General features: G+C 34.2%; 18 protein-coding genes. 16 read left to right on the top strand and 2 right to left on the bottom strand.

Annotated features, from left to right (window positions below; translation table 11 throughout):
• Nucleotides 1-24: 24 nt before the first annotated feature.
• Nucleotides 25-1497, bottom strand: coding sequence for a RagB/SusD family nutrient uptake outer membrane protein (locus RC62_RS14150; protein ID WP_055096233.1), 1473 nt, complete (start codon nucleotides 1495-1497; stop codon nucleotides 25-27).
• A 14-nt stretch (nucleotides 1498-1511) separates the two neighbouring features.
• Nucleotides 1512-4643, bottom strand: a complete 3132-nt coding sequence (locus tag RC62_RS14155) for a SusC/RagA family TonB-linked outer membrane protein (RefSeq protein ID WP_055096235.1) — start codon at nucleotides 4641-4643, stop codon at nucleotides 1512-1514.
• 1249 nt (nucleotides 4644-5892) lie between these two features.
• On the opposite strand from RC62_RS14155, the gene RC62_RS14165 reads away from it, so the two are divergent.
• From RC62_RS14165 to moaA, 16 genes are all read left to right on the top strand, one after another.
• Nucleotides 5893-7368, top strand: a complete 1476-nt coding sequence (locus RC62_RS14165; protein WP_055096238.1) for an MFS transporter — start codon at nucleotides 5893-5895, stop codon at nucleotides 7366-7368.
• 27 nt (nucleotides 7369-7395) lie between these two features.
• Nucleotides 7396-8988 carry a magnesium transporter MgtE N-terminal domain-containing protein gene (locus RC62_RS14170; RefSeq protein ID WP_055096240.1) on the top strand — a complete coding sequence of 531 codons (1593 nt, stop codon included), beginning with the start codon at nucleotides 7396-7398 and terminating at the stop codon, nucleotides 8986-8988.
• 27 nt (nucleotides 8989-9015) lie between these two features.
• Nucleotides 9016-10068: a hypothetical protein gene (locus RC62_RS14175; RefSeq protein WP_055096242.1), complete on the top strand. Its 1053-nt coding sequence runs from the start codon at nucleotides 9016-9018 to the stop codon at nucleotides 10066-10068.
• Between the two features lie 83 nt (nucleotides 10069-10151).
• On the top strand, nucleotides 10152-12368 hold the full coding sequence (locus tag RC62_RS14180; protein ID WP_055096244.1) for a molybdopterin oxidoreductase family protein: 2217 nt from the start codon (nucleotides 10152-10154) through the stop codon (nucleotides 12366-12368).
• A gap of 18 nt (nucleotides 12369-12386) precedes the next feature.
• Entirely contained in the window at nucleotides 12387-12956 is a 570-nt protein-coding gene (locus RC62_RS14185; protein WP_055096246.1) for a 4Fe-4S dicluster domain-containing protein, read from the top strand.
• A gap of 10 nt (nucleotides 12957-12966) precedes the next feature.
• A complete protein-coding gene (locus RC62_RS14190) occupies nucleotides 12967-13485 on the top strand; it encodes a ubiquinol-cytochrome c reductase iron-sulfur subunit (RefSeq protein WP_055096248.1) in 519 nt (172 codons plus the stop codon).
• Between the two features lie 17 nt (nucleotides 13486-13502).
• Nucleotides 13503-13751, top strand: coding sequence for a DUF6755 family protein (locus RC62_RS14195; RefSeq protein ID WP_055096251.1), 249 nt, complete (start codon nucleotides 13503-13505; stop codon nucleotides 13749-13751).
• 176 nt (nucleotides 13752-13927) lie between these two features.
• On the top strand, nucleotides 13928-15100 hold the full coding sequence (gene glp / locus RC62_RS14200; RefSeq protein ID WP_055096253.1) for a gephyrin-like molybdotransferase Glp: 1173 nt from the start codon (nucleotides 13928-13930) through the stop codon (nucleotides 15098-15100).
• Nucleotides 15101-15227: 127 nt separating this feature from the next.
• Nucleotides 15228-15974 carry a sulfite exporter TauE/SafE family protein gene (locus tag RC62_RS14205; RefSeq protein WP_055096254.1) on the top strand — a complete coding sequence of 249 codons (747 nt, stop codon included), beginning with the start codon at nucleotides 15228-15230 and terminating at the stop codon, nucleotides 15972-15974.
• 188 nt (nucleotides 15975-16162) lie between these two features.
• Nucleotides 16163-16735, top strand: coding sequence for a molybdenum cofactor guanylyltransferase (locus RC62_RS14210; RefSeq protein ID WP_055096255.1), 573 nt, complete (start codon nucleotides 16163-16165; stop codon nucleotides 16733-16735).
• A gap of 5 nt (nucleotides 16736-16740) precedes the next feature.
• The gene (cobA, locus tag RC62_RS14215) at nucleotides 16741-17532 is read left to right on the top strand and encodes a uroporphyrinogen-III C-methyltransferase (RefSeq protein ID WP_055096257.1); all 792 of its coding nucleotides are present in this window, start codon (nucleotides 16741-16743) and stop codon (nucleotides 17530-17532) included.
• Nucleotides 17532-17768, top strand: coding sequence for a MoaD/ThiS family protein (locus tag RC62_RS14220; protein WP_055096260.1), 237 nt, complete (start codon nucleotides 17532-17534; stop codon nucleotides 17766-17768). Before cobA ends, RC62_RS14220 begins: the two co-directional genes overlap by 1 nt.
• An 11-nt stretch (nucleotides 17769-17779) precedes the next feature.
• Nucleotides 17780-18850, top strand: a complete 1071-nt coding sequence (gene moeB / locus RC62_RS14225) for a HesA/MoeB/ThiF family protein (RefSeq protein WP_055096262.1) — start codon at nucleotides 17780-17782, stop codon at nucleotides 18848-18850.
• A gap of 224 nt (nucleotides 18851-19074) precedes the next feature.
• A complete protein-coding gene (locus tag RC62_RS14230; protein ID WP_055096264.1) occupies nucleotides 19075-19512 on the top strand; it encodes a molybdenum cofactor biosynthesis protein MoaE in 438 nt (145 codons plus the stop codon).
• Nucleotides 19505-20419 (top strand): bifunctional molybdenum cofactor biosynthesis protein MoaC/MoaB, encoded by a 915-nt coding sequence (moaCB, locus tag RC62_RS14235; protein ID WP_055096266.1) that lies wholly within the window; start codon nucleotides 19505-19507, stop codon nucleotides 20417-20419. Before RC62_RS14230 ends, moaCB begins: the two co-directional genes overlap by 8 nt.
• A complete protein-coding gene (gene moaA / locus RC62_RS14240) occupies nucleotides 20406-21413 on the top strand; it encodes a GTP 3',8-cyclase MoaA (RefSeq protein ID WP_055096268.1) in 1008 nt (335 codons plus the stop codon). Before moaCB ends, moaA begins: the two co-directional genes overlap by 14 nt.
• Nucleotides 21414-21479: the final 66 nt, after the last annotated feature.

Genomic DNA, 21479 nt, shown 5'->3' on the forward strand with positions numbered 1-21479 from the left:
ATAGTTTTTTGGTTGTGGTTTTATTTAATATCCGGGATTTTGTGGTAAACCAACCGGATCAATATTTCTTTCGCTTTGCGGGATTGGATATAAATTATTTCTTTCTGATACAGAGTTTTTAGCCGTTACCTTTTTTACTTCGGTAACCAGAGTTCCCCAACGAACTAAATCGTACCAGCGTTGTCCTTCCTGAACAAATTCTTTTTTGCGTTCTTCCTGAATGGCAGCCCTAAAAGTGGTTTGTGTTAATCCAATTAGATCTACAGTTGCATCCGGCGTTGTAATTGATTTGCCAAAAGCTCTTCGTCTTACCTGATTGATCAATTCATATGCTTCTGCTGTTGGTGCTCCCTGTTCATTTATTGCTTCAGCCAGAGACAATAAAATATCGGCATAACGAATAACAGGAAAATTAATGGCTACGTTACTTGGAGTTGCGAGATTGGTTAAATCCAGATATTTTTTAAAAATTGGTTTAGGAAAAGTATAAGTGTTTGCTGTACCCGGAATTGGTAGTGTCTTGGCGTAACTTACATCTCTTCTGGTATCTCCGGCTGCATATATATCATAGAACTTTGCTACATCAGAAATAATATCTGCAGGTTCTGTTGCTGTAAATCCTGTAAATGAAGTTGCCTGAAAAGTACTTCCGCTTGATCCGTTTCCTGCCTGATTTGGCTCAAACTGAATAGAGAAAATATGTTCTTTTCCGTTCTTTTTTGCTTTTGCGAATATGTCCCCAAAACTTTCAAAAAGTGCATATCCGTAACCACCATTGATTACTTCTCTTGCTTTTAAAATTGCATTTGGATAATCCTTTCTGGTCAGGTAAACTTTAGCTAAAATTGCTTTTGCAGCTCCGGATGTAGCATGTCCGGCATCAGTTGCAGCATAAGTCGCAGGCAAGCTTTCGGCATCTTTTAAGTCTGTAATTATTTGTGCATAAACTTCATCGACGGTTGCTCTTTTAGATTTTAAACTTTCTACCTGAATAGAAGTTGGTTCATGTAAAACAATTGGAACTCCGCCCCAAAGACGAACTGCCTGAAAATACAATAAAGCTCTTATAAATTTTGCTTCATTGATTAATCTTGTTTTAATAACCTCTGTTCCGGCTACTTTAGGAATGTTGTCTATAGATACGTTTGCTCTGTTTATTCCGGCATAAATCTGGCGCCAGGCTACCTGAACACGATCAGAAGTGGCATCATGGGTCAAACTGCTCAATGCGCGTACTTGCGGGTTTGTAGCAGAAACTCCGGCTGCAGCATAATCTGTCGCCATATCTGTTAAGAAATAAAGGTTTCGGCCAAATAAACTTTGTTCTCCAGGATCAAGACTTAATGAAGCATAAACAGCGGTTACACTTGCAATAGCATCATCCTGGGTTTTAAAATAATTGTCTTCGGTTACAAAAGAGGTAGGTGTTACCTCCAGATCTGTGCACGATGCAAATAAACCGGCACTTAGTAGGATTGTTAATAGAATCTTTTTCATGGTATATTTTTTACTTAAAAAGTTACGTTCAGACCGGAAATAAATGTTTTGGAATTTGGATAGGAACCAAAGTCAATTCCGGGATATAAATTGTTTTGTTCGTATGAACTTACCTCTGGATCATAACCAGTGTATTTTGTCCATGTAATTAAATTTTCTGCAGAAACATAGAATTTAATGCTCTTGGCACCAAGTCTTGAAGAAAGACTTTTAGGGAATGTATAACCCAAAGTGATTAGTTTTAATCTTAAAAAAGAAGCATCTTCTACATAACGTTCAGATACAATACCAAGTGGTGAACTGGTAGCTCTTGGAATTTCATTGCTTGGATTAGCTGGTGTCCAGCGATCTTCAAGAGTTACATTAGCATTTGTTCCAAGAGTCGAAATCTCTAATTGCTGATTCAATGCGTTGAATATTTTTCCTCCGTAAGATCCCTGAAAAGAGAAATTAAGATCGAAATCATTATAAGAAATTGTATTACTGAAACTTCCAACAAATTTGGGCTGTGAACTTCCCAGATTTCCTTTATCAAGTGCTGTAATTACGCCATCTCCGTTAGTATCAACATATTTTCTGTCACCAATTTTTGTATTGGCTAAACTGTTTATTTTAGGTTGCGTATTTACTTCTTCCTGAGTCTGGAAAATACCATTTGTTTTATATCCCCAAAAAGTTCCCAATGGCAATCCTACTTTTACAGTGACAGGTTGTTGCTGTAATAAAGATCCATTTGGTACGACTGGAAAAAACTGGTCAACTCCGTTTCCTATCGATACAACTTTATTTTTATTTGCTGAAAATACAATATTTGAATTCCACGAGAAATTTTCTGTTTTCAGGTTTTCTGTGGTCAGGCCAATTTCGACACCTTTATTCTCAACACCACCAATATTTTGAAGTACTGTTGCATATCCGGAAGTTAACGGCACTGGTACATTAATCAATAAATCATTTGTTTTTTTGTAATAAACATCAAAAACAAAATTGATTTTTCGATCTAATAAAGATAAATCTAAACCAACATTATATTGATCTGTTTTTTCCCATTTCAAATCAGGATTAGCCAATCGGGTAGGAGCAAGACCTGTTTGCAATGTACCTCCAAAAGCATAATTTACAGAACCCATTGAGGCAAGAGAAAGATAATTTCCAATTTCCTGATTTCCTGTTGTTCCTGCCGTAATTCTTAATTTAGCTTCAGTTACACCTTTAATATTTTTAGCAAAGTCTTCATCGGTGATATTCCATGAAAAACCCGCTGAAGGAAAATAACCCCAAAGCGATTCAGAACCAAATCGTGACGAACCGTCAGCACGTGCTGAAAGCGTAAAATTGTATTTTCCTTTATAAGAATAGTTTATTCTGGTCAACCATGACTTTAATACACTTTCGAATGCGTCACTATAAGGTTTTACCGGAACACCATCTTGCAAGGCATTGTAACTATTGGCATCATTTACAAAAGTATTTGCACCAGCATTTACAACTTCACCCTGAGTGTATTGAAGCGTATAACCACCTAAAGCAGAGAATTTATGATTTTCGCCAAACGTAGTATTGTAGTTCAAAGTATTTTCATTCAATACAGAACTTACCAATCGATCCCCAACTGATGCTAAACCTTTAGTTCCTGCACCGGATGTAGTGGTAGCCGTAGCATAATAATTTTGTTTGGTATTGATGACATCTCCGCTAACAGCAACTTTAGCCACAAGCTTTTTGGTTATTTTATATTCCCCGAATAAACTTGTCAAAATCCTGTTTATTTTAGTTTCATTGGTTGTACTTACCAAATCATTAATAGGGTTTGGTATGATTCCGTTTATTGCAGTTGCATAAGGGTTATTTGTTAAATTGTAACTTCCGTCTGCATTTTTAATAGGCACTACAGGCGGTTGATATAGAGCGACAACCAAAGGACTTGGAGATCTTCCTGCAGAAGCGCCGCCATTTGTTCCTACACCATTTGAAACTGAATTACTGTAATTGGCATTGACACCAAATTTAAAAGCCTGTGAATAATTTCTTTCGTAGTTCACACGAAGAGAAATTCGTTTGAAATCTGATGCAATTACGATTCCGTCTTGTTGAAAATAACCTGCAGAAACGGCATATCTTGATCTTTCATCGCCACCTGAAAATGATAATTGGTGATTTTGAATTGGAGCTGCAGTCCTAAAAAGTGCAGATTGCCAGTCATATCCTCCTGAAGTTTTTAATGCTTCTATCTGATCTGCAGAAAAAGCAGGTGCCTGACCAATGCTTGCCTGAACATCATTACGTAAGCTTGCCCATTGGCTGGCATTCATTAAATGTAATTTTTTTGAAACATTCTGGAATCCAAAATACCCCTGATACGAAATGTTATCTTGTCCTTTTGTTCCTTTTTTGGTCGTGATAATTACAACACCATTCGCACCACGAGACCCATATATTGCAGTAGCTGATGCATCTTTTAAGACTTCAATCGATTCAATATCAGCAGGATTTATAGTAGATAATACATTGACAGAGGCACCGGCATTCGAAACTCCGGCTGAACTATTATTGTTGTCATTATAAATTAATATTCCATCTACAACATAAAGAGGCTCATTACCGGCCGTAATCGAGTTTCCTCCTCTGATACGAACACTTGAAGAAGCGCCCGGACGACCTGAACTTTGTGTAACTACCACTCCGGCAATTGCTCCTCTTAATAAATTATCTGCAGATGAGGTAACCTGAGATAAGTTGGCTTTAGGAACTGATGCGACAGAACCTGTAATGTCTTTTCGTTTTTGAGAACCGTATCCTACAACTACAAGCTCATCTAATTCCTGACGTTCTTCTTTAAGGTGAATTATAACAGGATTTTTATCAACGATAACTTCTGCTTTTTTATATCCAATGTAACTTACAATTAAAGTATAAGGAAATTTTTGTCCGGTTTGAAAATAAAATTTTCCTTCAGCATCTGTAACAACCCCGTGAGTGGTACCTTTTATATTTATCGAAGCTCCAATAATAGGTTGATTTGTAATATCATCGACCACAGTTCCATCGAGCTTAGATTGTATGAGAGGAGTGGTATTCTGGGCATTAATTCCCGCTGATAATAACAGGATAAAAAGCAATGAGTATATGTTTAAATTTTTTTTCATTTCTTTGTACTGGTTTTAAGTAATTAACAAGGCGCCTTGAAAGTTGAATTTTCAACTCTCTCGTGTTTTCCTTGATTTAGTGATAAATGTTCTTTAAGCCTTGCCATTTCTGTTGCCGCAGAAATGGCTTTTTTTATTTACAGCAACAATCTTGCATATTTTTCATCTTAGTTTTTTTAGTTATTAGTTATTTTTCTTTTTAATTTATAAGTATAGTTTCAATAATCCTTTCAATACAAATGATGTATCAAACAGACTTTTTTATAATTTCAATAAGGTAAATATTGTGGTGTTTTTTAAAGATTCGTTTTTTAATCGATTCGATAGTAAAGGAGAAACCGAATGCAAACGAAAAAAGCCAGGAATTAGCAACAGAAGCACATATAACAAAAACTGTTATAAGTATATTTTTTAGGAAGAATGTAATACGATATGCTTTCGGTTGTTTTCAAAATATAATTCTTTATGGTTTTAAATATTTTTATACTCTACTAATCCTATAGACAAAGTTAATTTTAATATAATAAAATCCAAAAATTTGTTCATTTTTTTTAAACAGAAATATTGTAATACATAAAATAATGTATTTAAGTTATTGATTTTTAGTATTTTAAGTATTTTTAAAACTCAAACAAATGTTAAAAAATTAAGTAATTTTGTCATTAAAATGTAGTATTTTATACTTAATTTTTTAATTTATAAAAACTTAGCGGATTGAAAATCAATGCAAAAACGTCGCATAATAGATGTTCAGCAGCTTGATACAATTTTTTTTGACAATCAATCAATCTTACGAAGAATTTTAATTTATAAGAAAAATATTAACTTGTAAAGACCTGCAAACACACACATTAACCAATTTAAAATGAAGTTATTTTAAAGTTTTAATGTAAATAACTAATAATTAATTATTTAGCTTTAATATTTTTCCTATTTTTATTGTGTTAAATACCGCCTTAAAAATTAAGAGAATATATTTCTATGAATTTTTATCTCTCTAATACTATCATCATTTATTCTTACAAATACTTTTAAAATGACAGGATTACTGTTCATAATGTATTATTGTTTTTGGTTAAAATTATCTATTGTATAAGCACTTATTATTATTTGATTTGTATAAAAGACAAGAAAGTCTTTGATATGATATATATCATATTTTGTAAGAATGTAACTGATTAATTTTGTTCTCAATTGAGGAATTTAGGACTCAATAAATCTTAAAATTAGATGTTTTTAATATTTCTCTATGAATAATCTATCTCAATCACACAGAATTTTATTTTTGAATACGCTGGCTTTTTCAGTATGTTTCGCTTGCTGGACCTTAAATGGTGTTCTGATTACTTATCTTGTCGATAAAGGGATATTTAATTTTACAGTTGTCGAAACAGGCTGGCTCTTAGGAATTCCTATTTTATCAGGATCAGTTTTCAGGCTTCCTATTGGTATATTAACAGATAAATATGGCGGTAAAATTATATTTTCTATTTTACTATTTTTATGTTCAATTCCACTATTTCTCCTTCCTTTTGCTAATTCCTTTTGGAGTTTTGCCGTACTAAGTTTTTTCTTTGGTTTAGTAGGTACCAGTTTTGCTGTAGGAATAGGATATACATCAATCTGGTATCCTAAAAATTGGCAAGGCAGAGCGTTGGGTATTTTTGGAATGGGAAATGCAGGTGCCGCAATTACTACTTTTATTGCACCTACTTTATTGAATAATTTCTCAGAAACAGATCCACAAAATGGATGGAAATTACTTCCTGTTATCTATGCCGCTGTTCTGGTACTTATAGGAATTCTTTTTGTTGTTTTTGCTAAAAATAAAACCAATCCGGGAGTTTCGAAAACCATGACAGAACTATTATCTCCTCTTAAAAATGTTAGAGTTTGGAGGTTTGGAACGTATTATTTTTTAGTTTTTGGATGTTTTGTCGCCTATTCACAATGGCTTGTTCCAAATTTCATGAATGTTTACCATACTTCATTGGTAATGGGAGGAATGTTTGCCACAATGTTTAGCCTGCCTTCCGGAATTATCAGGGCATTTGGAGGATATCTGTCGGATAAATTTGGAGCCAGAAAAGTAATGTATTGGGTATTAGGCTCATCAATCGTAATAAGCTTTTTATTAATGTTTCCTAAAATGGAAATTTTTACAGCAGGTCCCGGAGTTCTTGCTACAAGTAGCGGTGTTGTTACAGAAGTTGCCGCAGATGCAATAGTTGTTAATGGTAAAGTACATACTATCAATCAAAAAGGAACCTCTCAAGATCATGAAACAGCTATTTTTCCTGTAAAAAATTCCTGGCAGGAAATTGTAGTAAAACAAAACCAACAAGTAAAAAAGAAAGAACTACTGGCTCAGGGCGTAACACAAATTAAGTTTAGTGCTAACCTATGGGTTTATGTAATCCTGGTAATCCTTATTGGAATTTCCTGGGGAATTGGTAAAGCAGCAGTTTACAAACATATTCCGGAATATTTTCCTAATGAAGTAGGTGTTGTAGGAGGAATGGTTGGTTTAATAGGTGGTTTGGGCGGTTTTGTTGGTCCAATCATTTTTGGTTATCTCCTTAATTACACCGGTCTCTGGACCAGTTCATGGATATTTATTTTCATAATATCAATTCTGTGTCTGCTTTGGATGCATCGAACAATAATAAATGTCATGAGAACAAAATCTCCAAATTTTACCAGAGATATAGAAGACAATCATTAAAACAAATAATTTAAAACATATACATATATGAAAACTTGGTTAGACAAATGGGAACCCGAAGATGAAGCGTATTGGAGTTCTGCCGGTAGTAAAATTGCATGGAAAACATTAACGATTACAACTCTTACCCTCGTACTGTCATTCGCATCATGGTTTATGATGAGCGTTATAGCAGTTAAATTACCCGGATTAGGATTTAATTTTTCTAAAGACCAGCTTTTCTGGTTAACCGCAATTCCTGGATTAGCAGCAGGATTTTTGCGAATCATACATACTTTTATATTACCCATTTTTGGTACAAGACACGTTGTTTCTTTTGCGACAGCCATTAAACTGATCCCAGTAATTGGAATTGGTTTTGCAGTAATGGACATCAATACTCCGTTTTGGGTATTTGCATTATTAGCTTTTACAACTGGTTTTGGAGGGGGAGATTTCTCATCCTACATGCCAAGTACAAGTTTGTTTTTTCCTAAAAGACTTAAGGGAACAGCACTTGGTATTCAGGCAGGAATTGGAAATTTTGGAGTCTCAGTAGCTCAATTTGTAACACCGCTTATTATTAGTGTCGGAATTTATGGCGCAGCATCAGTTTTTACAAGTATTAACCCAAAAGAAACTGTAACAATTTTTGAAAATTCAAGCATAGAAAAACAAAAAGAAGTTTTTGCAGCCCTTAGTTCTGATGTGCAGACTAAAATACTATCAAACGTAAATAAGAACATAATTGATTCTGTTACTACAGCAATTAAGTCTGATGATCAAGTTACTATTTTTACCTCATTGCCTGTAAAATTAAAAGCTAAGGCTATTGCAAATGCAAATCCAAAACTGGCAGAGAAAATACTTAATGATATAAGTCCGGATAATACAGCTGTCAGCAATAAAGAGATCTACCTGCAATCAGCAGCATTTTGGTACGTTCCGTTTTTAATCATCTTGTCTATTTTAAGCTGGGTTTATTTAAGAAGTATTCCTATGAAAGCTTCCATCAGGGAACAAATGGATATTTTCTCTAACAAACATACCTGGTATTGTACGATTACCTATGTAATGACATTTGGAACATTTGCAGGTTTATCTGCAGCATTTCCCTTAATGATTAAGTTCTTATATGGGGATTTTCATAATGCTCCGGATCCGCTGGTATATGCTTTTTATGGCCCGCTGATTGGGTCTGCGAGTAGAATTGCTTTTGGTTTTGTTGCTGATAAAGTAGGAGGTGCTATACTGACTACAATTACCGGTTTAGGAATTTTGGCGGGTTCTGTAATTTTAGTTACTGAGGGATTAGTAGCCCCGACAAGTATGGATCAGTTTCCGCTTTTTGTAGCAGTAATTTTAGGAATGTTCTTTTTTACGGGAATTGGAAATGCAGGAACCTTTAGACAATATCCAATTATTTTTGCAGAAAATCAGCGCCAGGCCGCTGGAGTTATAGGATGGACAGCAGCAATTGCAGCATTTGGCCCCTTTATATTTTCTAAATTAATTGGCAATAATATTTCCGCTAATGGTACTGTAAATCAATTTTTTATAGGCGTTTCGTTTTTCGCTATATTAGCTACAGGTATCAATTGGTGGTTCTATAATCGTAAAGGTTGTGAAAAACCAAGTTAAGGAGTAATCATTAAATTAAAATTAAGGATGAAAAATAAAACATTTAATACCAAAGCTTTACTGGTTGCAACTCTGGTCTCTGCACTAACTATTGTGCTTGTATTTTACGGATCGAGACAATTGCAAAATTTTGATGCTGCTCTTGTTACTTATTTATTCGGAACAGTGTTTGCTTTCTTCGGGATAGTTTACCGCTATTCTGTTTGGTTGCAGCGCCCGCCAACCTGGATGTATTTCAAACGTAGTATTAAATTTCTGTTTACAGGAAAAATGTTCTCGCATTTCTGGTTTTTAAGTAAAGAGACCGTTGAGAATATAGTGGTTCAAAAGTTCATTTATCCCAGAAGTAAGTACCGTTGGGCAGCGCATTTTTGTATTGCATTAGGATGTTTGTCTGCATTTGCGATAACCATTCCGCTTACATTCGGATGGATACATTTTACATTGGCTCCCAATTCAATATCAATTTATGAAGCTCATTTTTTTGGATTTAAAATGATGGATTTTAAAATTGGATCTGTATTGGCATTCTTAATTTTCCATGCTTTAAATTGGTCTTCATGGCTGGTAATATTTGGTTCTGTATATTATTTGAGAAGACGATTGACAAATCCGGGACTAATAGCAACCCAAACCTTTGAAGGAGATTTGCTGCCGCTTATTTTATTAATAGCCATATCAGTTACAGGATTGTGTCTTACGTATTCATACCAGTTTATGAAAGGGTTCGCATATGATTTCTTAGCTGTAATTCATGCCGTAACCGTAATTATGTTTTTAATATGGATTCCGTTTGGAAAATTCTTCCACATTATTCAGCGTCCGGCTCAGATCGGAGCTCATATTTACAAAAAAGAAGGAATGAAAATGGGAATGGCAGTTTGTCCGCATACCGGAGAAGAATTTGCAACAAAATTACATATCGAAGATCTAAAAATTGTTACCAGACAATTAGGTTTCGACTTCACCCATGAAGACGGAACTTCACACCTTGATTTAAGCCCCGAAGGAAAAAGGTCCCGTTTAGCTCAGGCACATTTAAAAGCGAGATTAGAAAGCGGCGGAAGCTTATTTGGATAATTTTTAGAAAGTATACAGTCACATTTTTCAGTTACAGTTTGAACCTGAAACTTGAGACCTGAAACAAAATAAACAAAACAAAAATGGCAAAATTACCCGTATCAACAGAAAAGATTATTGAAGATTTTGGACCGCATTTAAATTATGGGCCAAAAGATGGTTACGCAGGTAGAGATGAACCGGATGAAGTTGTAAAAACACATTGCTGTTTTTGCGGAATGCAATGTGGGATTCAATTATTAGTCAAAGAAAATAAAGTAGTAGGTTTTGAACCCTGGATGGAATTTCCTTTTAATGAAGGACGTTTGTGTCCAAAAGGAGTACAGCGTTATTTACAAAATAATCATCCTGACCGACTTTTACACCCAATAAAAAGAGTAGAAGGAAAAGGTTTCGAGAAAACGACATGGGATGAAGCGATGGATAAAACCGTTTTTGAGATCAAAAGAATTCAGGAAAAATATGGTAAACATGCTTTTTCAATGTTATCTGGCGTTTCATTGACCAATGAAAAAAGTTATTTGGTTGGAAAATTTGCCCGTGTAGCCTTAAAAACCAGAAATCTGGATTATAATGGTAGACTTTGTATGGTAAGTGCCGGAGCCGGAAATAAGAAAGCTTTTGGATTAGATCGTGCCTCAAATAATTATTCGGATTTAGAATATGCCGAAGTAATAATCGTTGCGGGTGCAAATATTAGTGAAACGTTCCCAACATTAACACACTGGATCTGGAAAGCCAGAGATCGCGGAGCTAAATTAATCGTTATAGATCCCAGAATGATTCCATTGGCCAGAACAGCAGATGTTCATTTAGACGTAAAACCCGGAACTGATTCAGCCTTATATGGTGCAATGCTTAAGTATTTGGTAGATCACGATATGCTTGATCATGATTTTATAGATAATTATACGTCTGGTTTTCAGGAAACAATAGATGCAGTAAAAGATTATACACTAGAATGGGCAGAAGAAATTACAGGTATTGATAAAAATAAAATTAGAGAAGCTGCTGAATTATGGGGAAAAGCAAAAACGAGCTTTTTGCTTCATGCACGCGGAATCGAGCACCATTCAAAAGGTGTTGATAATGTTGTAGGCTGTATTAATCTTGTTTTAGCAACCGGAAGAATTGGAAGGCCATATTGTGGTTATGGTACCATAACCGGTCAAGGAAACGGACAAGGAGGCCGTGAACACGGACATAAATGTGATCAACTACCTGGAAATAGGGATATAGAAAATCCAGAGCATAGAAAATATATTTCTGAAGTTTGGGGAATTGACGAAAAAGATATGCCAGGCAAAGGATTGACAGCTTACGAAATCATAGAAGCAATTCATAGCGGAGAGATCAAAGGATTGATTTCTATTTGTTTTAATCCGCTAGTTTCGCTTCCCAATAATAATTATGTAAGATCTGCACTAGAAAAATTGGAGTTTTACGTTTGTATCGATTTCTTTTTGAATGAAACAGCACGTCATGCAGATATTGTTCTTGCAGGATCTTTGCAGGAAGAAGAGGAAGGAACTACAACATCTGCAGAAGGTCGTGTTATCAGAATTCGTCAGGCGGTAACGCCTCCGGGAGACGCAAGAACAGATACTTCAATATTTTTAGAACTGGCCAAAAGATTGGGTGAAGAAGATAAATTTACTTATGAAAATAGTGAAGCTATATTTAATGAATTGCGTGTGGCATCAAAAGGAGGAACAGCAGATTATTTTGGAATCTCCTATAAAAAAGTAGAAGACAATATGGGTGTTTTCTGGCCTTGCCCAACAGATGACCATCCCGGAACACCCAGATTATGGGAAGATAAAGTATTTGCTACTCCGGATAAAAAAGCACACTTTAATCCGGCTCCTTATAGAGAACCAGGGGAAATTACTAACGATGAATACCCTGTAACACTTACTACAGGACGTGTAGTTTCCCAATATTTAAGCGGAACACAAACACGAAGGATTGGTAAACTGGTAGACCAATTTCCGGAACCTATGTTAGAAATTCATCCGGAACTTGCCTTAAAATACGGAATTAAACAACGAGAATTAGTAAGAGTTGCAACCCGAAGAGGTGAAGGGATTTTTCCGGCAAATATCGTAGAAACTATCCGAAAAGACACGGTTTTTATACCTTATCACTGGCCAGGAGCCAAATCAGCAAATCAACTTACGACCGGAATTCTAGATCCTGTTTCTAAAATACCTGAATTTAAAGTTTGTGCCTGTTTATTAGATCCGCAAGGAATAATAGCGCCGCCATCTAAAGAATCTGAAGCATATGCAAGTGTTTAATCTATAAAAAATGACACGATGAATTTAACTAATTTCAATAAAAACGAAGAGTTTTTTGTAGATCTGCAACGTTGTATTGGCTGTAAAGCTTGTGAAATGGCTTGTGCAGAATGTGAAACAAACGGGCAGGAATCATTAATAAGCGTAAATTATGTAGAACGATCTTCCACAATTCAAACCACCGTACAAGTTTGTATGCATTGTGAGGATCCGGTATGCGCAAATGTTTGTCCGGCCGATGCAATTTCGCAAGATGAATTTGGAGTGGTACACACAGCAAATACAGAAAGATGTATTGGTTGTTCAAATTGTGTAATGGCATGTCCCTTTGGAGTTCCAAAAAAGATGGAAGAGTATGATTTGATGATGAAATGTACCATGTGTTATGATAGAACCAGCGTTGGTAAAAAACCAATGTGTGCAACTGTTTGTCCAAGCGGTGCTTTGTTTTACGGAACAAGAGCCGAAATCGATGAAATGAGACCAAACAGTTCACCAGTCAATTCGTTTATTTTTGGGAAAGAAACGGTAAATACCAAAGTGAATATTATGATGCCTAAAGGAAGTAAAGAATTAAGAATATATTAAATCTATATCCATGTCAAAAGAAGATAATTTAAATGAAAACTGGAAAAAAGATTTCCCAATAAAAAAACAGGAATCAACTCAGGTAAGCCGTCGGGATTTTGCTAAATTCCTGACTTTTGTTTCCGGAGGATTAATGGTAGGAAGCGGTTTTGTTGCTGCAAAAGCTTATTTGCTACCAAAGGAAGGTGTTCAGGGCGAACATTTTATATGCAATAAAGACGAAGTTCCGGTAGGAGGAACCCGAGGCTTTGTAATAGAAGGAAGTACAATTCCTTATATATTGATACATCTCGAAAGTGGTGATTTCAGGGCTTATGAACAAAAATGTACACACCTTTCCTGTTCCGTATTTTATAAACCCGGAACAGGAATAATTCATTGCCCCTGTCATGAAGGTTCATTTGATGCCATGACAGGCGATGTAATTGCAGGACCACCGCCAAGAGCTTTACCTCAATTAGATGTATTTTTTAAAGACAATGCAGTTTATGTAAAAGCACTTATAGAGAAAAAAGACATTTATTTATAAATCCTAAATTCGTAGCAATGAGTACATTTAGAAGAAGTCAGAACAGCGCAAATCCTAATAAGCTTAATAATATACTGTCTACACTCATTTTTGTTTTAATTTTAAACGTGAGTATTCAGATTTGGTTATTATATGCTTCGTTAAATAATGCATTAGATAATAATAAAGAAATACTGTTACCGGCTTTTATAGCTTCTGCAGTTTTATTTTTTATTGGATTTGCATGGATGTATTATTTACCAACAGGAAATTTTAAGAGAAAATAATTTAGGAATCTTCAGTAAATAAAGCTAATAAAGGCTATTTATCATTTTTTCTGAAAGTTTATGGAGAATTAAGCTTAAATTTATATTCTTTAAAAATTTTAGATTATTAATGATTAAAACTAAGTAAAAGTACTTATATTTGTAATAAGTATTTTTGCTTGTATAAAATAACAGCCATGATTCAAGTCGCAGAAGCATTATCAATTATTGCAGAGAATAGCACTCGTATGCCTGTTCAGAAAATCCAGGTGAGTAAATCATTAGGATATATTTTGGCAGAAACGGTTTATTCACCCATTGCAATGCCGCCATTTCGTCAATCAGCAATGGATGGTTATGCTTTTATTCATAGCGAAAAACATCAATATGATATAGTTGGTATTTCTCAGGCAGGAGATCATTCGAAAATAAAGCTGAAAGAAAACGAAGCAGTACGGATTTTTACCGGTGCTCATGTACCTGATAATGCTGATACGGTGGTTATGCAGGAACATGTAATGGCAAATGAAAATTCTATTTTGATTACCAGAATGCCAGAACGATATACAAATGTGCGTAATAAAGGAGAACAAATTGGTCAGGAACAAATTGTTTTTGATGCGAATACTTTGATTACACCTGCAGCAATTGGTTTTCTGGCGTGCTTAGGAATAACTGAAATTGAAGTTTATAAAAAACCTAAAGTAGCTATTTTAGTTACAGGAAATGAATTGATAAAATCTGGTGAAAAACTTTCGAAAGGAAAAATTTACGAAAGCAATTCTGTGATGTTACAGGCTGCGCTTCAAACAATTGGAATAAAGAAAACGAAGGTCTATAAAGTTAAGGATAGTCTTAAAGCTACTAAAAAAAGCCTAAAAGAAATTTTAAAAAAATATGATATTGTTTTAATTTCCGGCGGAATTTCTGTTGGAGATTATGATTTTGTGAAAGAAGCTTTACTCGAAAACGAAGTACAGGAACTTTTTTATACAATCAATCAAAAGCCTGGAAAACCAATGTTTTTTGGTTCTAAAAATGAAACTTTGGTTTTTGCTTTGCCAGGAAATCCGGCTTCGTCATTAACTAATTTTTATATTTATGTATATCCGGCCATAAAAAACAGAATGGGTTTTTCTGATACACACTTGCCAAAATTAGTTCGAAAATTAAATTCAGCATTTACAAATACGACTGGAAAAACATTGTTTTTAAAAGCATTATACGACGAAACAAATGTAACAATCCTGGACGGACAAAGCTCTGCAATGCTCAATACATTTGCAATTGCCAATAGTTTATTGATTGTGCCAAATGATATAGAAAACCTGAAAAAAGGACAACCAGTAACATTGTTGCCGATTGATTAGAGGTTTTTTAGAAGAAAGAGGATAGAGTAAAGAGGAAAGAGAATAGAATAAAAATTTTGAAATGCAGTATGTAAATTAAAACATATAGCATACAACCTGAAACCAAAAACAAACCTGAAACAAAATTATGAATTTATTGAGTTCCGAAAATATTCTTTTATTCAGCTTCGCTTTAATTGTGATCGCTTTTTTATATTCTAGTGTAGGGCATGGCGGTGCATCGGGTTATTTGGCTTTGATGACGATTTTTGCTTTTCCTGTTGCTATTATGAAACCTTCGGCTTTGCTGTTGAATTTATTTGTATCAAGTATTTCGTTTTTCTTTTATTACAGAATGAATTATTTCAGGCCAAAACTATTTTATCCGTTCGCGATAGCTTCTGTTCCGGCTGCGTTTATTGGTGGTTTTGTAACATTAGATAATACGATTTATAAAATTATATTAGGTATAGTCCTCGTTTTTGCGGCACTCAGACTATTTGGAATATTTAATTTTAAAGAAAAAGAAGCTGTTGAAATTAAACTGCCATTTGCATTGGCAATAGGATTTATAATAGGGCTGCTATCCGGGATGTTAGGTATTGGCGGTGGTATTATACTAAGTCCGATTTTATTGTTTTTAGGCTGGGCAAATGTTAAAGAATCAGCGGCGATATCAAGTTTATTCATTTTTGTGAATTCATTTGCGGGAATGTTAGGATTTTTTTTAGGAGGAAAAACGATCCCGATGGAAAGTTTTTATTTAGTTCCAATTGCAGTGATTGGAGGAGTTTTAGGCGGATTTTACGGAAGTGGATATTTCTCTAATAAAACATTAAAATTTGTTTTAGGAACTGTGATATTAATGGCAAGTATAAAATTGATTTTTCCGTAAAATGAGTTTAAATTTTAAACACATAGAAATATAGACTTTATAGTTTGCGAAAAGAGAATAATGATAAAACGTTATCACAAATAGTCCCGAAGCATCGAAATGTATTCATACAAAGTGAAACTACTTTTAAACGGTCTGAAAAGCTATGTTTCTATGTGTTAAAAAGCTATAATTATAAATGATTTAATATGGAAGCTTTAACAATATTTATTCTTTGTGGAGGAAAAAGTTCCCGAATGAAGTCAGAGAAAGGATTGGTTTTATTTCAGGATAAACCTTTTATTGAACATATTATTAAAGCTGTTTTACCTATAACTTCAATTATAAAATTAATAACAAATAATAGAGAATACGATTATTTAAGCTACCAAAAAATACCCGACATAATTACGGATAAAGGACCTTTGGGAGGAATTTATACCGCTTTAGTAAATTCTGAAACCGAATTTAACCTTATTTTAAGTTGTGATATTCCGTTAATTTCAACCGAATTATTATTGCAATTAATTTCGAAACACAATCAGGAAGCTGAAATTACCGTTTTTGCTTCAGAAAGCAGGATGCATCCTTTAATAGGGATTTATTCAAAAAAACTATTACCCGTTATCAAAAGCGCAATTGATAATGACGATTTAAAAATGATGAATTTAATAGCGAAGGTTCCGCATCAAATCATCAAAATAGAAGAGAGTGAAAATTTTCCTTTGACCAATATTAATTCGGCTGACGAATTAAATGATCTGAATATCAATTTAAGTTAAAAACTATGCGAAATTTAAAAACACCAAAATTAACGATCGTGGGCGCAGGTCCGGGTGATGCCGAATTGATTACATTAAAAGCCATAAAAGCTTTAGAAAAAGCTGATGTTGTTTTATATGATGCGCTTGTAAACGAAGAATTATTACAATATGCCACAAATGCAGAAATTGTTTTTGTTGGTAAGCGATTAGGCTGTCATGCTTACACACAAGATCAGATCAACGAATTGATTGTTTCTATGGCAAACCGTTATGGTCATGTGGTGCGTTTAAAAGGCGGTGATCCGTTTATATTTGGAAGAGGAAGTGAAGAAATTGAATATGCCGAACAATTTGGGTTAGAAACTGATATTGTTCCGGGAATCTCATCTGCTTTAGGTGTTCCGGCTTCAGTTGGAATAAGTTTAACACAGCGACAGATAGCAGAAAGTTTTTGGGTAATTACAGGAACAACTTCCAATCATGAATTGTCAAAAGATGTTCATTTAGCTTCAAAATCAAATGCGACGGTGGTTATTTTGATGGGAATGCATAAATTAGAGGAAATCATTTCTATTTATCAAAAAAATCGGGAAGATGATCTGCCCATAGCGATTATTCAGAATGGAACTAAAAATACAGAGCAAAAAGTAGTAGGAACGATAAATTCAATTAGTAAATTAGTAGCTGAAAATAAAATTTCGTCACCGGCAATTATTGTTATTGGAGAAGTAGTAAAAAATACTTCAAGGCTGACGTCTTATTTTCAGGAACATTTTGATGATGAATTTATTTTTCAGAATTTAAATTTAAAATAATGATTGAGATTAAATATTTTGGTGCTGTAGCTGAAAAGACGAAATGTAGTTTCGAAAAGATAGTTTCTTCTGAATTATCATTGCAGGATTTGCTGCACGATTTAGAAGAAAAATATCGATTTGAATCCATGTCTTTTAGTGTGGCAGTGAATCAAAAAATTGTATCAAAAACAACTGATTATAAGTTACAAACAACTGATATTGTGGCGCTTTTGCCTCCATTTGCGGGAGGATAAACTAAATTGAAATGAATACAACAGCACGTTATAACAGACAAATAATACTTCCTGAAATAGGAGAGGATGGTCAGGATAAATTATCTAAGGCTAAAATTCTGGTTATTGGCGCAGGTGGTTTGGGAGCTTCTATATTACCTTATCTGGCTGCTGCCGGTGTTGGTGAAATAGGAATTGCAGATGATGATATTATCGAAATTTCGAATTTGCATCGTCAGGTAATTTATAAAAGTTCAGCTGTTGGAAAATACAAAGCAGAGGAAGCTAAATCGATGATTTCTGAATTGAATCCGCTTGTAAAAGTCCATGCAATTGCTGAGAAATTATCCGGAAAAAATGCCATTTCCTTATTTGAAAATTATGACATTATTGTTGATGCAACAGATAATATTGCAATAAAATATCTCATAAACGATGCGTGCTTAATAACAAATAAGCCAATGGTTTATGGATCCATTTTCAGGTTTCAAGGTCAGGTTTCGGTTTTTAATTATCAAAACGGACCCACTTACAGATGTTTATATCCAGATGAAAATACTCAATCTGCAAATTGTGAAGATGCCGGAGTAATTGGAATTACAGTTGGGATTATTGGAATGCTTCAGGCAAATGAAGTTATAAAAATGATTCTGGAAATAGGAGAGATATTAAGCGGTAAAATTTTGGTATATAATATTTTAAATAATGATCAGCAGAAATATGACTTCGAAAAGAATACTGATATTGTAATAATTAAAGAGGTTTTTGAAGAAAAATATAAAGAAGTTAAAAATCAAGTAGAAGAAATTTCTATGAATGAAATTTTGAATGAAATTGATAATACTGAAGTTCTTTTTTTAGACGTGAGAGACGAAGATGAAGTTCCAAAAATAAATTTCAAGAACGTAATTCAGATTCCACTTTTAAACTTAGAAAATCAAATTGAAAAATTGAATAAAAACCAAGTGATTTATGTTTTCTGTCAATCCGGAATCAGAAGTAAAATCGCAGTTGAATTGCTTCACAAGAATGAGTTTAAAAATGCAAAAAGTGTTATAGATGGCGCTTTAGTATTCAATCAAATATTAAGAGAAAAAGTATAGCCAGAGATTAAAAGCAGTTAGTCGCTTCGTTTGTCATTCTGAGGAACGAAGAATCTTCGTCAGTAGCTCGACAAAGATTATGGATTTTTTTACGGAGATTTCTCCTCCGTCGAAATGACAGCATTGGGGTTAGTTTTTTATGAATAAATTTAATTAGTGTAATTCTCGGCAAAAGAAAAAAGCACTTAATCCATATAATCTGTGGTAAAAAATAAAGAAAAAAAATGAGTAAAAATGTATTTGTAGAAGGACCGATTTCTTCAGAATTTATAGCAGAATCGATTGCAAAACACCAATCAAAACATACGATTGGTGCGCACAATATTTTTTTAGGACAAGTTCGCGCTGATGTTATTCATGATAATACTGTTGTAGCAATCGATTATACAGCTTATACTGATATGGCAAATGAAGCTTTACATACAATTCGTGAAAAAGCTTTTGTTAAATTCGACTTAACCTGTATGCATATATATCATAGTTTAGGTGTAGTAAAAGCAGGTGAAATTTGTTTGTTTGTATTTGTTTCGGCAACACGACGTAAACAGGTTTATGAAGCAACGGAAGCCATTGTAAACTGGATTAAAACCGATGTTCCAATTTTTGGTAAAGAAATGTTTGAAAACGATACATTCACCTGGAAACAAAACACTAATGGTTGATATTACACATAAAGTAAGTACCTTAAGAATAGCTACAGCAACGGCAATTGTCAAAGTTAGTAAACAAGAAACAATTGATGCTGTGGTGAATAATCTGGTGCCAAAGGGGAATGTTTTTGAAATGGCTAAAACAGCCGGGCTTTTCGCGGTAAAAAATACACATTTGTCGATTCCGGATTGTCATCCTCTTCCCATTGAGTTTACTTCGGTAGAATATAAAATAGAAGGTTTAACGATTCAGATTATTTTTAATGTAAAAACCGTTTACAAAACCGGAGTTGAGGTTGAAGCCATGCATGGCGCTTCGATAGTGGCGTTGACAATGTATGATATGCTGAAACCGATTGATAAAGAAATTGAAATTTCGACTATTAAACTAATTAATAAAGAAGGTGGAAAATCGTCTTTCAAGAATAAATTTCCGAATGTAATTAAGGCAGCAGTTTTTGTTTGTTCTGATTCTATTTTTGCAGGTGATAAGGAAGATCGTTCCGGAAAAATTATAGTGGAAAAACTGGAAGCTTGCGGAGTCGAAACCGCGCATTATGAAATTATTCCTGACGAATTAGATATTATTCAGGAAAGAGTAAAAGCATTAGCAAAAGAACATCAATTGGTCATTTTTACCGGAGGAACTGGATTGTCTCCAAGAGATGTTACCCCCGAAGCTTTATCGCCATTACTTGAAAGCAGAATTCCCGGAATAGAAGAAGCGATTCGCAATTACGGACAGCAGAGAATGCCGTATGCGATGTTATCCAGAACAGTGGCAGGAACATTAGGAAAAAGTTTGGTTTTGGCTTTGCCGGGATCTACAAATGGAGCCAGAGAATCTATGGATGCTGTTTTTCCTCATGTATTGCATGTTTTTCATATTTTAAAAGGAAAAAATCATGATACCCTCTAAAACTATTTTAACGGATGATTTTGGGCGAAAACACAATTATTTGCGTATTTCGCTATTAGAGAAATGCAATTTGCGTTGTACGTATTGCATGCCTGCTGACGGAATAGTATTATCTCCAAAAGCCAGTTTAATGACGGCCGATGAGATTTTTTCGATTGCCCAAACTTTCGTCGAAAATGGTGTTGATAAAATTAGGTTAACAGGAGGAGAACCACTTTTAAGAAAAGATTTTCCAGAGATTGCATCAAAATTAGCAAGTCTTAGCGTTTCTCTTTCCATTACTACAAACGGAATTTTAATTGATCGCCATATTGATGTTTTAAAGCAGTACGGAATCAATAAAATCAATTTGAGTTTAGATACTTTAGTCTCTTCTAAATTTCATACGGTAACGCTCAGAAACCAATTTGAGAAGGTGGTTGATAATTTGCATTTGCTTTTAAATAATGATTTTAAAGTAAAAATAAATGTCGTTTTAATGAAAGGTTTTAATGAAAATGAAATTGTAGATTTTGTTAAACTAACACAGTTTTTACCTGTATCGGTTCGTTTTATTGAGTTTATGCCTTTTGCCGGAAACGAGTGGGACAGAAGTAAAATGATATCTCAAAAAGAAATTTTATTAGAGTTGGAAAAAACGTTCTGTTCTGAAGAAATTCAGAAACTCGAAGACGAAAAAAACTTTACTGCCAGAACTTATAAAATAAAAGGTTTTCAGGGCGATTTTGGAATCATAAGTTCAATCACAAATCCGTTTTGTGACGGCTGCAACAGAATCCGCCTCACAGCAAACGGAAAAATAAAGAATTGCCTTTTCTCGAATTCTGAAACTGATTTACTTACGCCTTTTAGAAAAGGTGAATCGATTACGAATTTGATCTCAGAATCTATTAAAACCAAAAAGAAAGTGAGGTCCGGAATGGTAACCATTGAAGAAATGGATGATCCTTCCCTGCATTTTGATAATCGGAGTATGATTGCCATTGGAGGGTAATTTTTGACAACAATCTTTGCCAAAGTTTCAAACTTTCACAAAGAAAAAACTGCAATGATACAAAAT

The sequence above is a fragment of the Flavobacterium aquidurense genome, assembly GCF_001404985.1.
Classification (GTDB): domain Bacteria; phylum Bacteroidota; class Bacteroidia; order Flavobacteriales; family Flavobacteriaceae; genus Flavobacterium; species Flavobacterium aquidurense_B.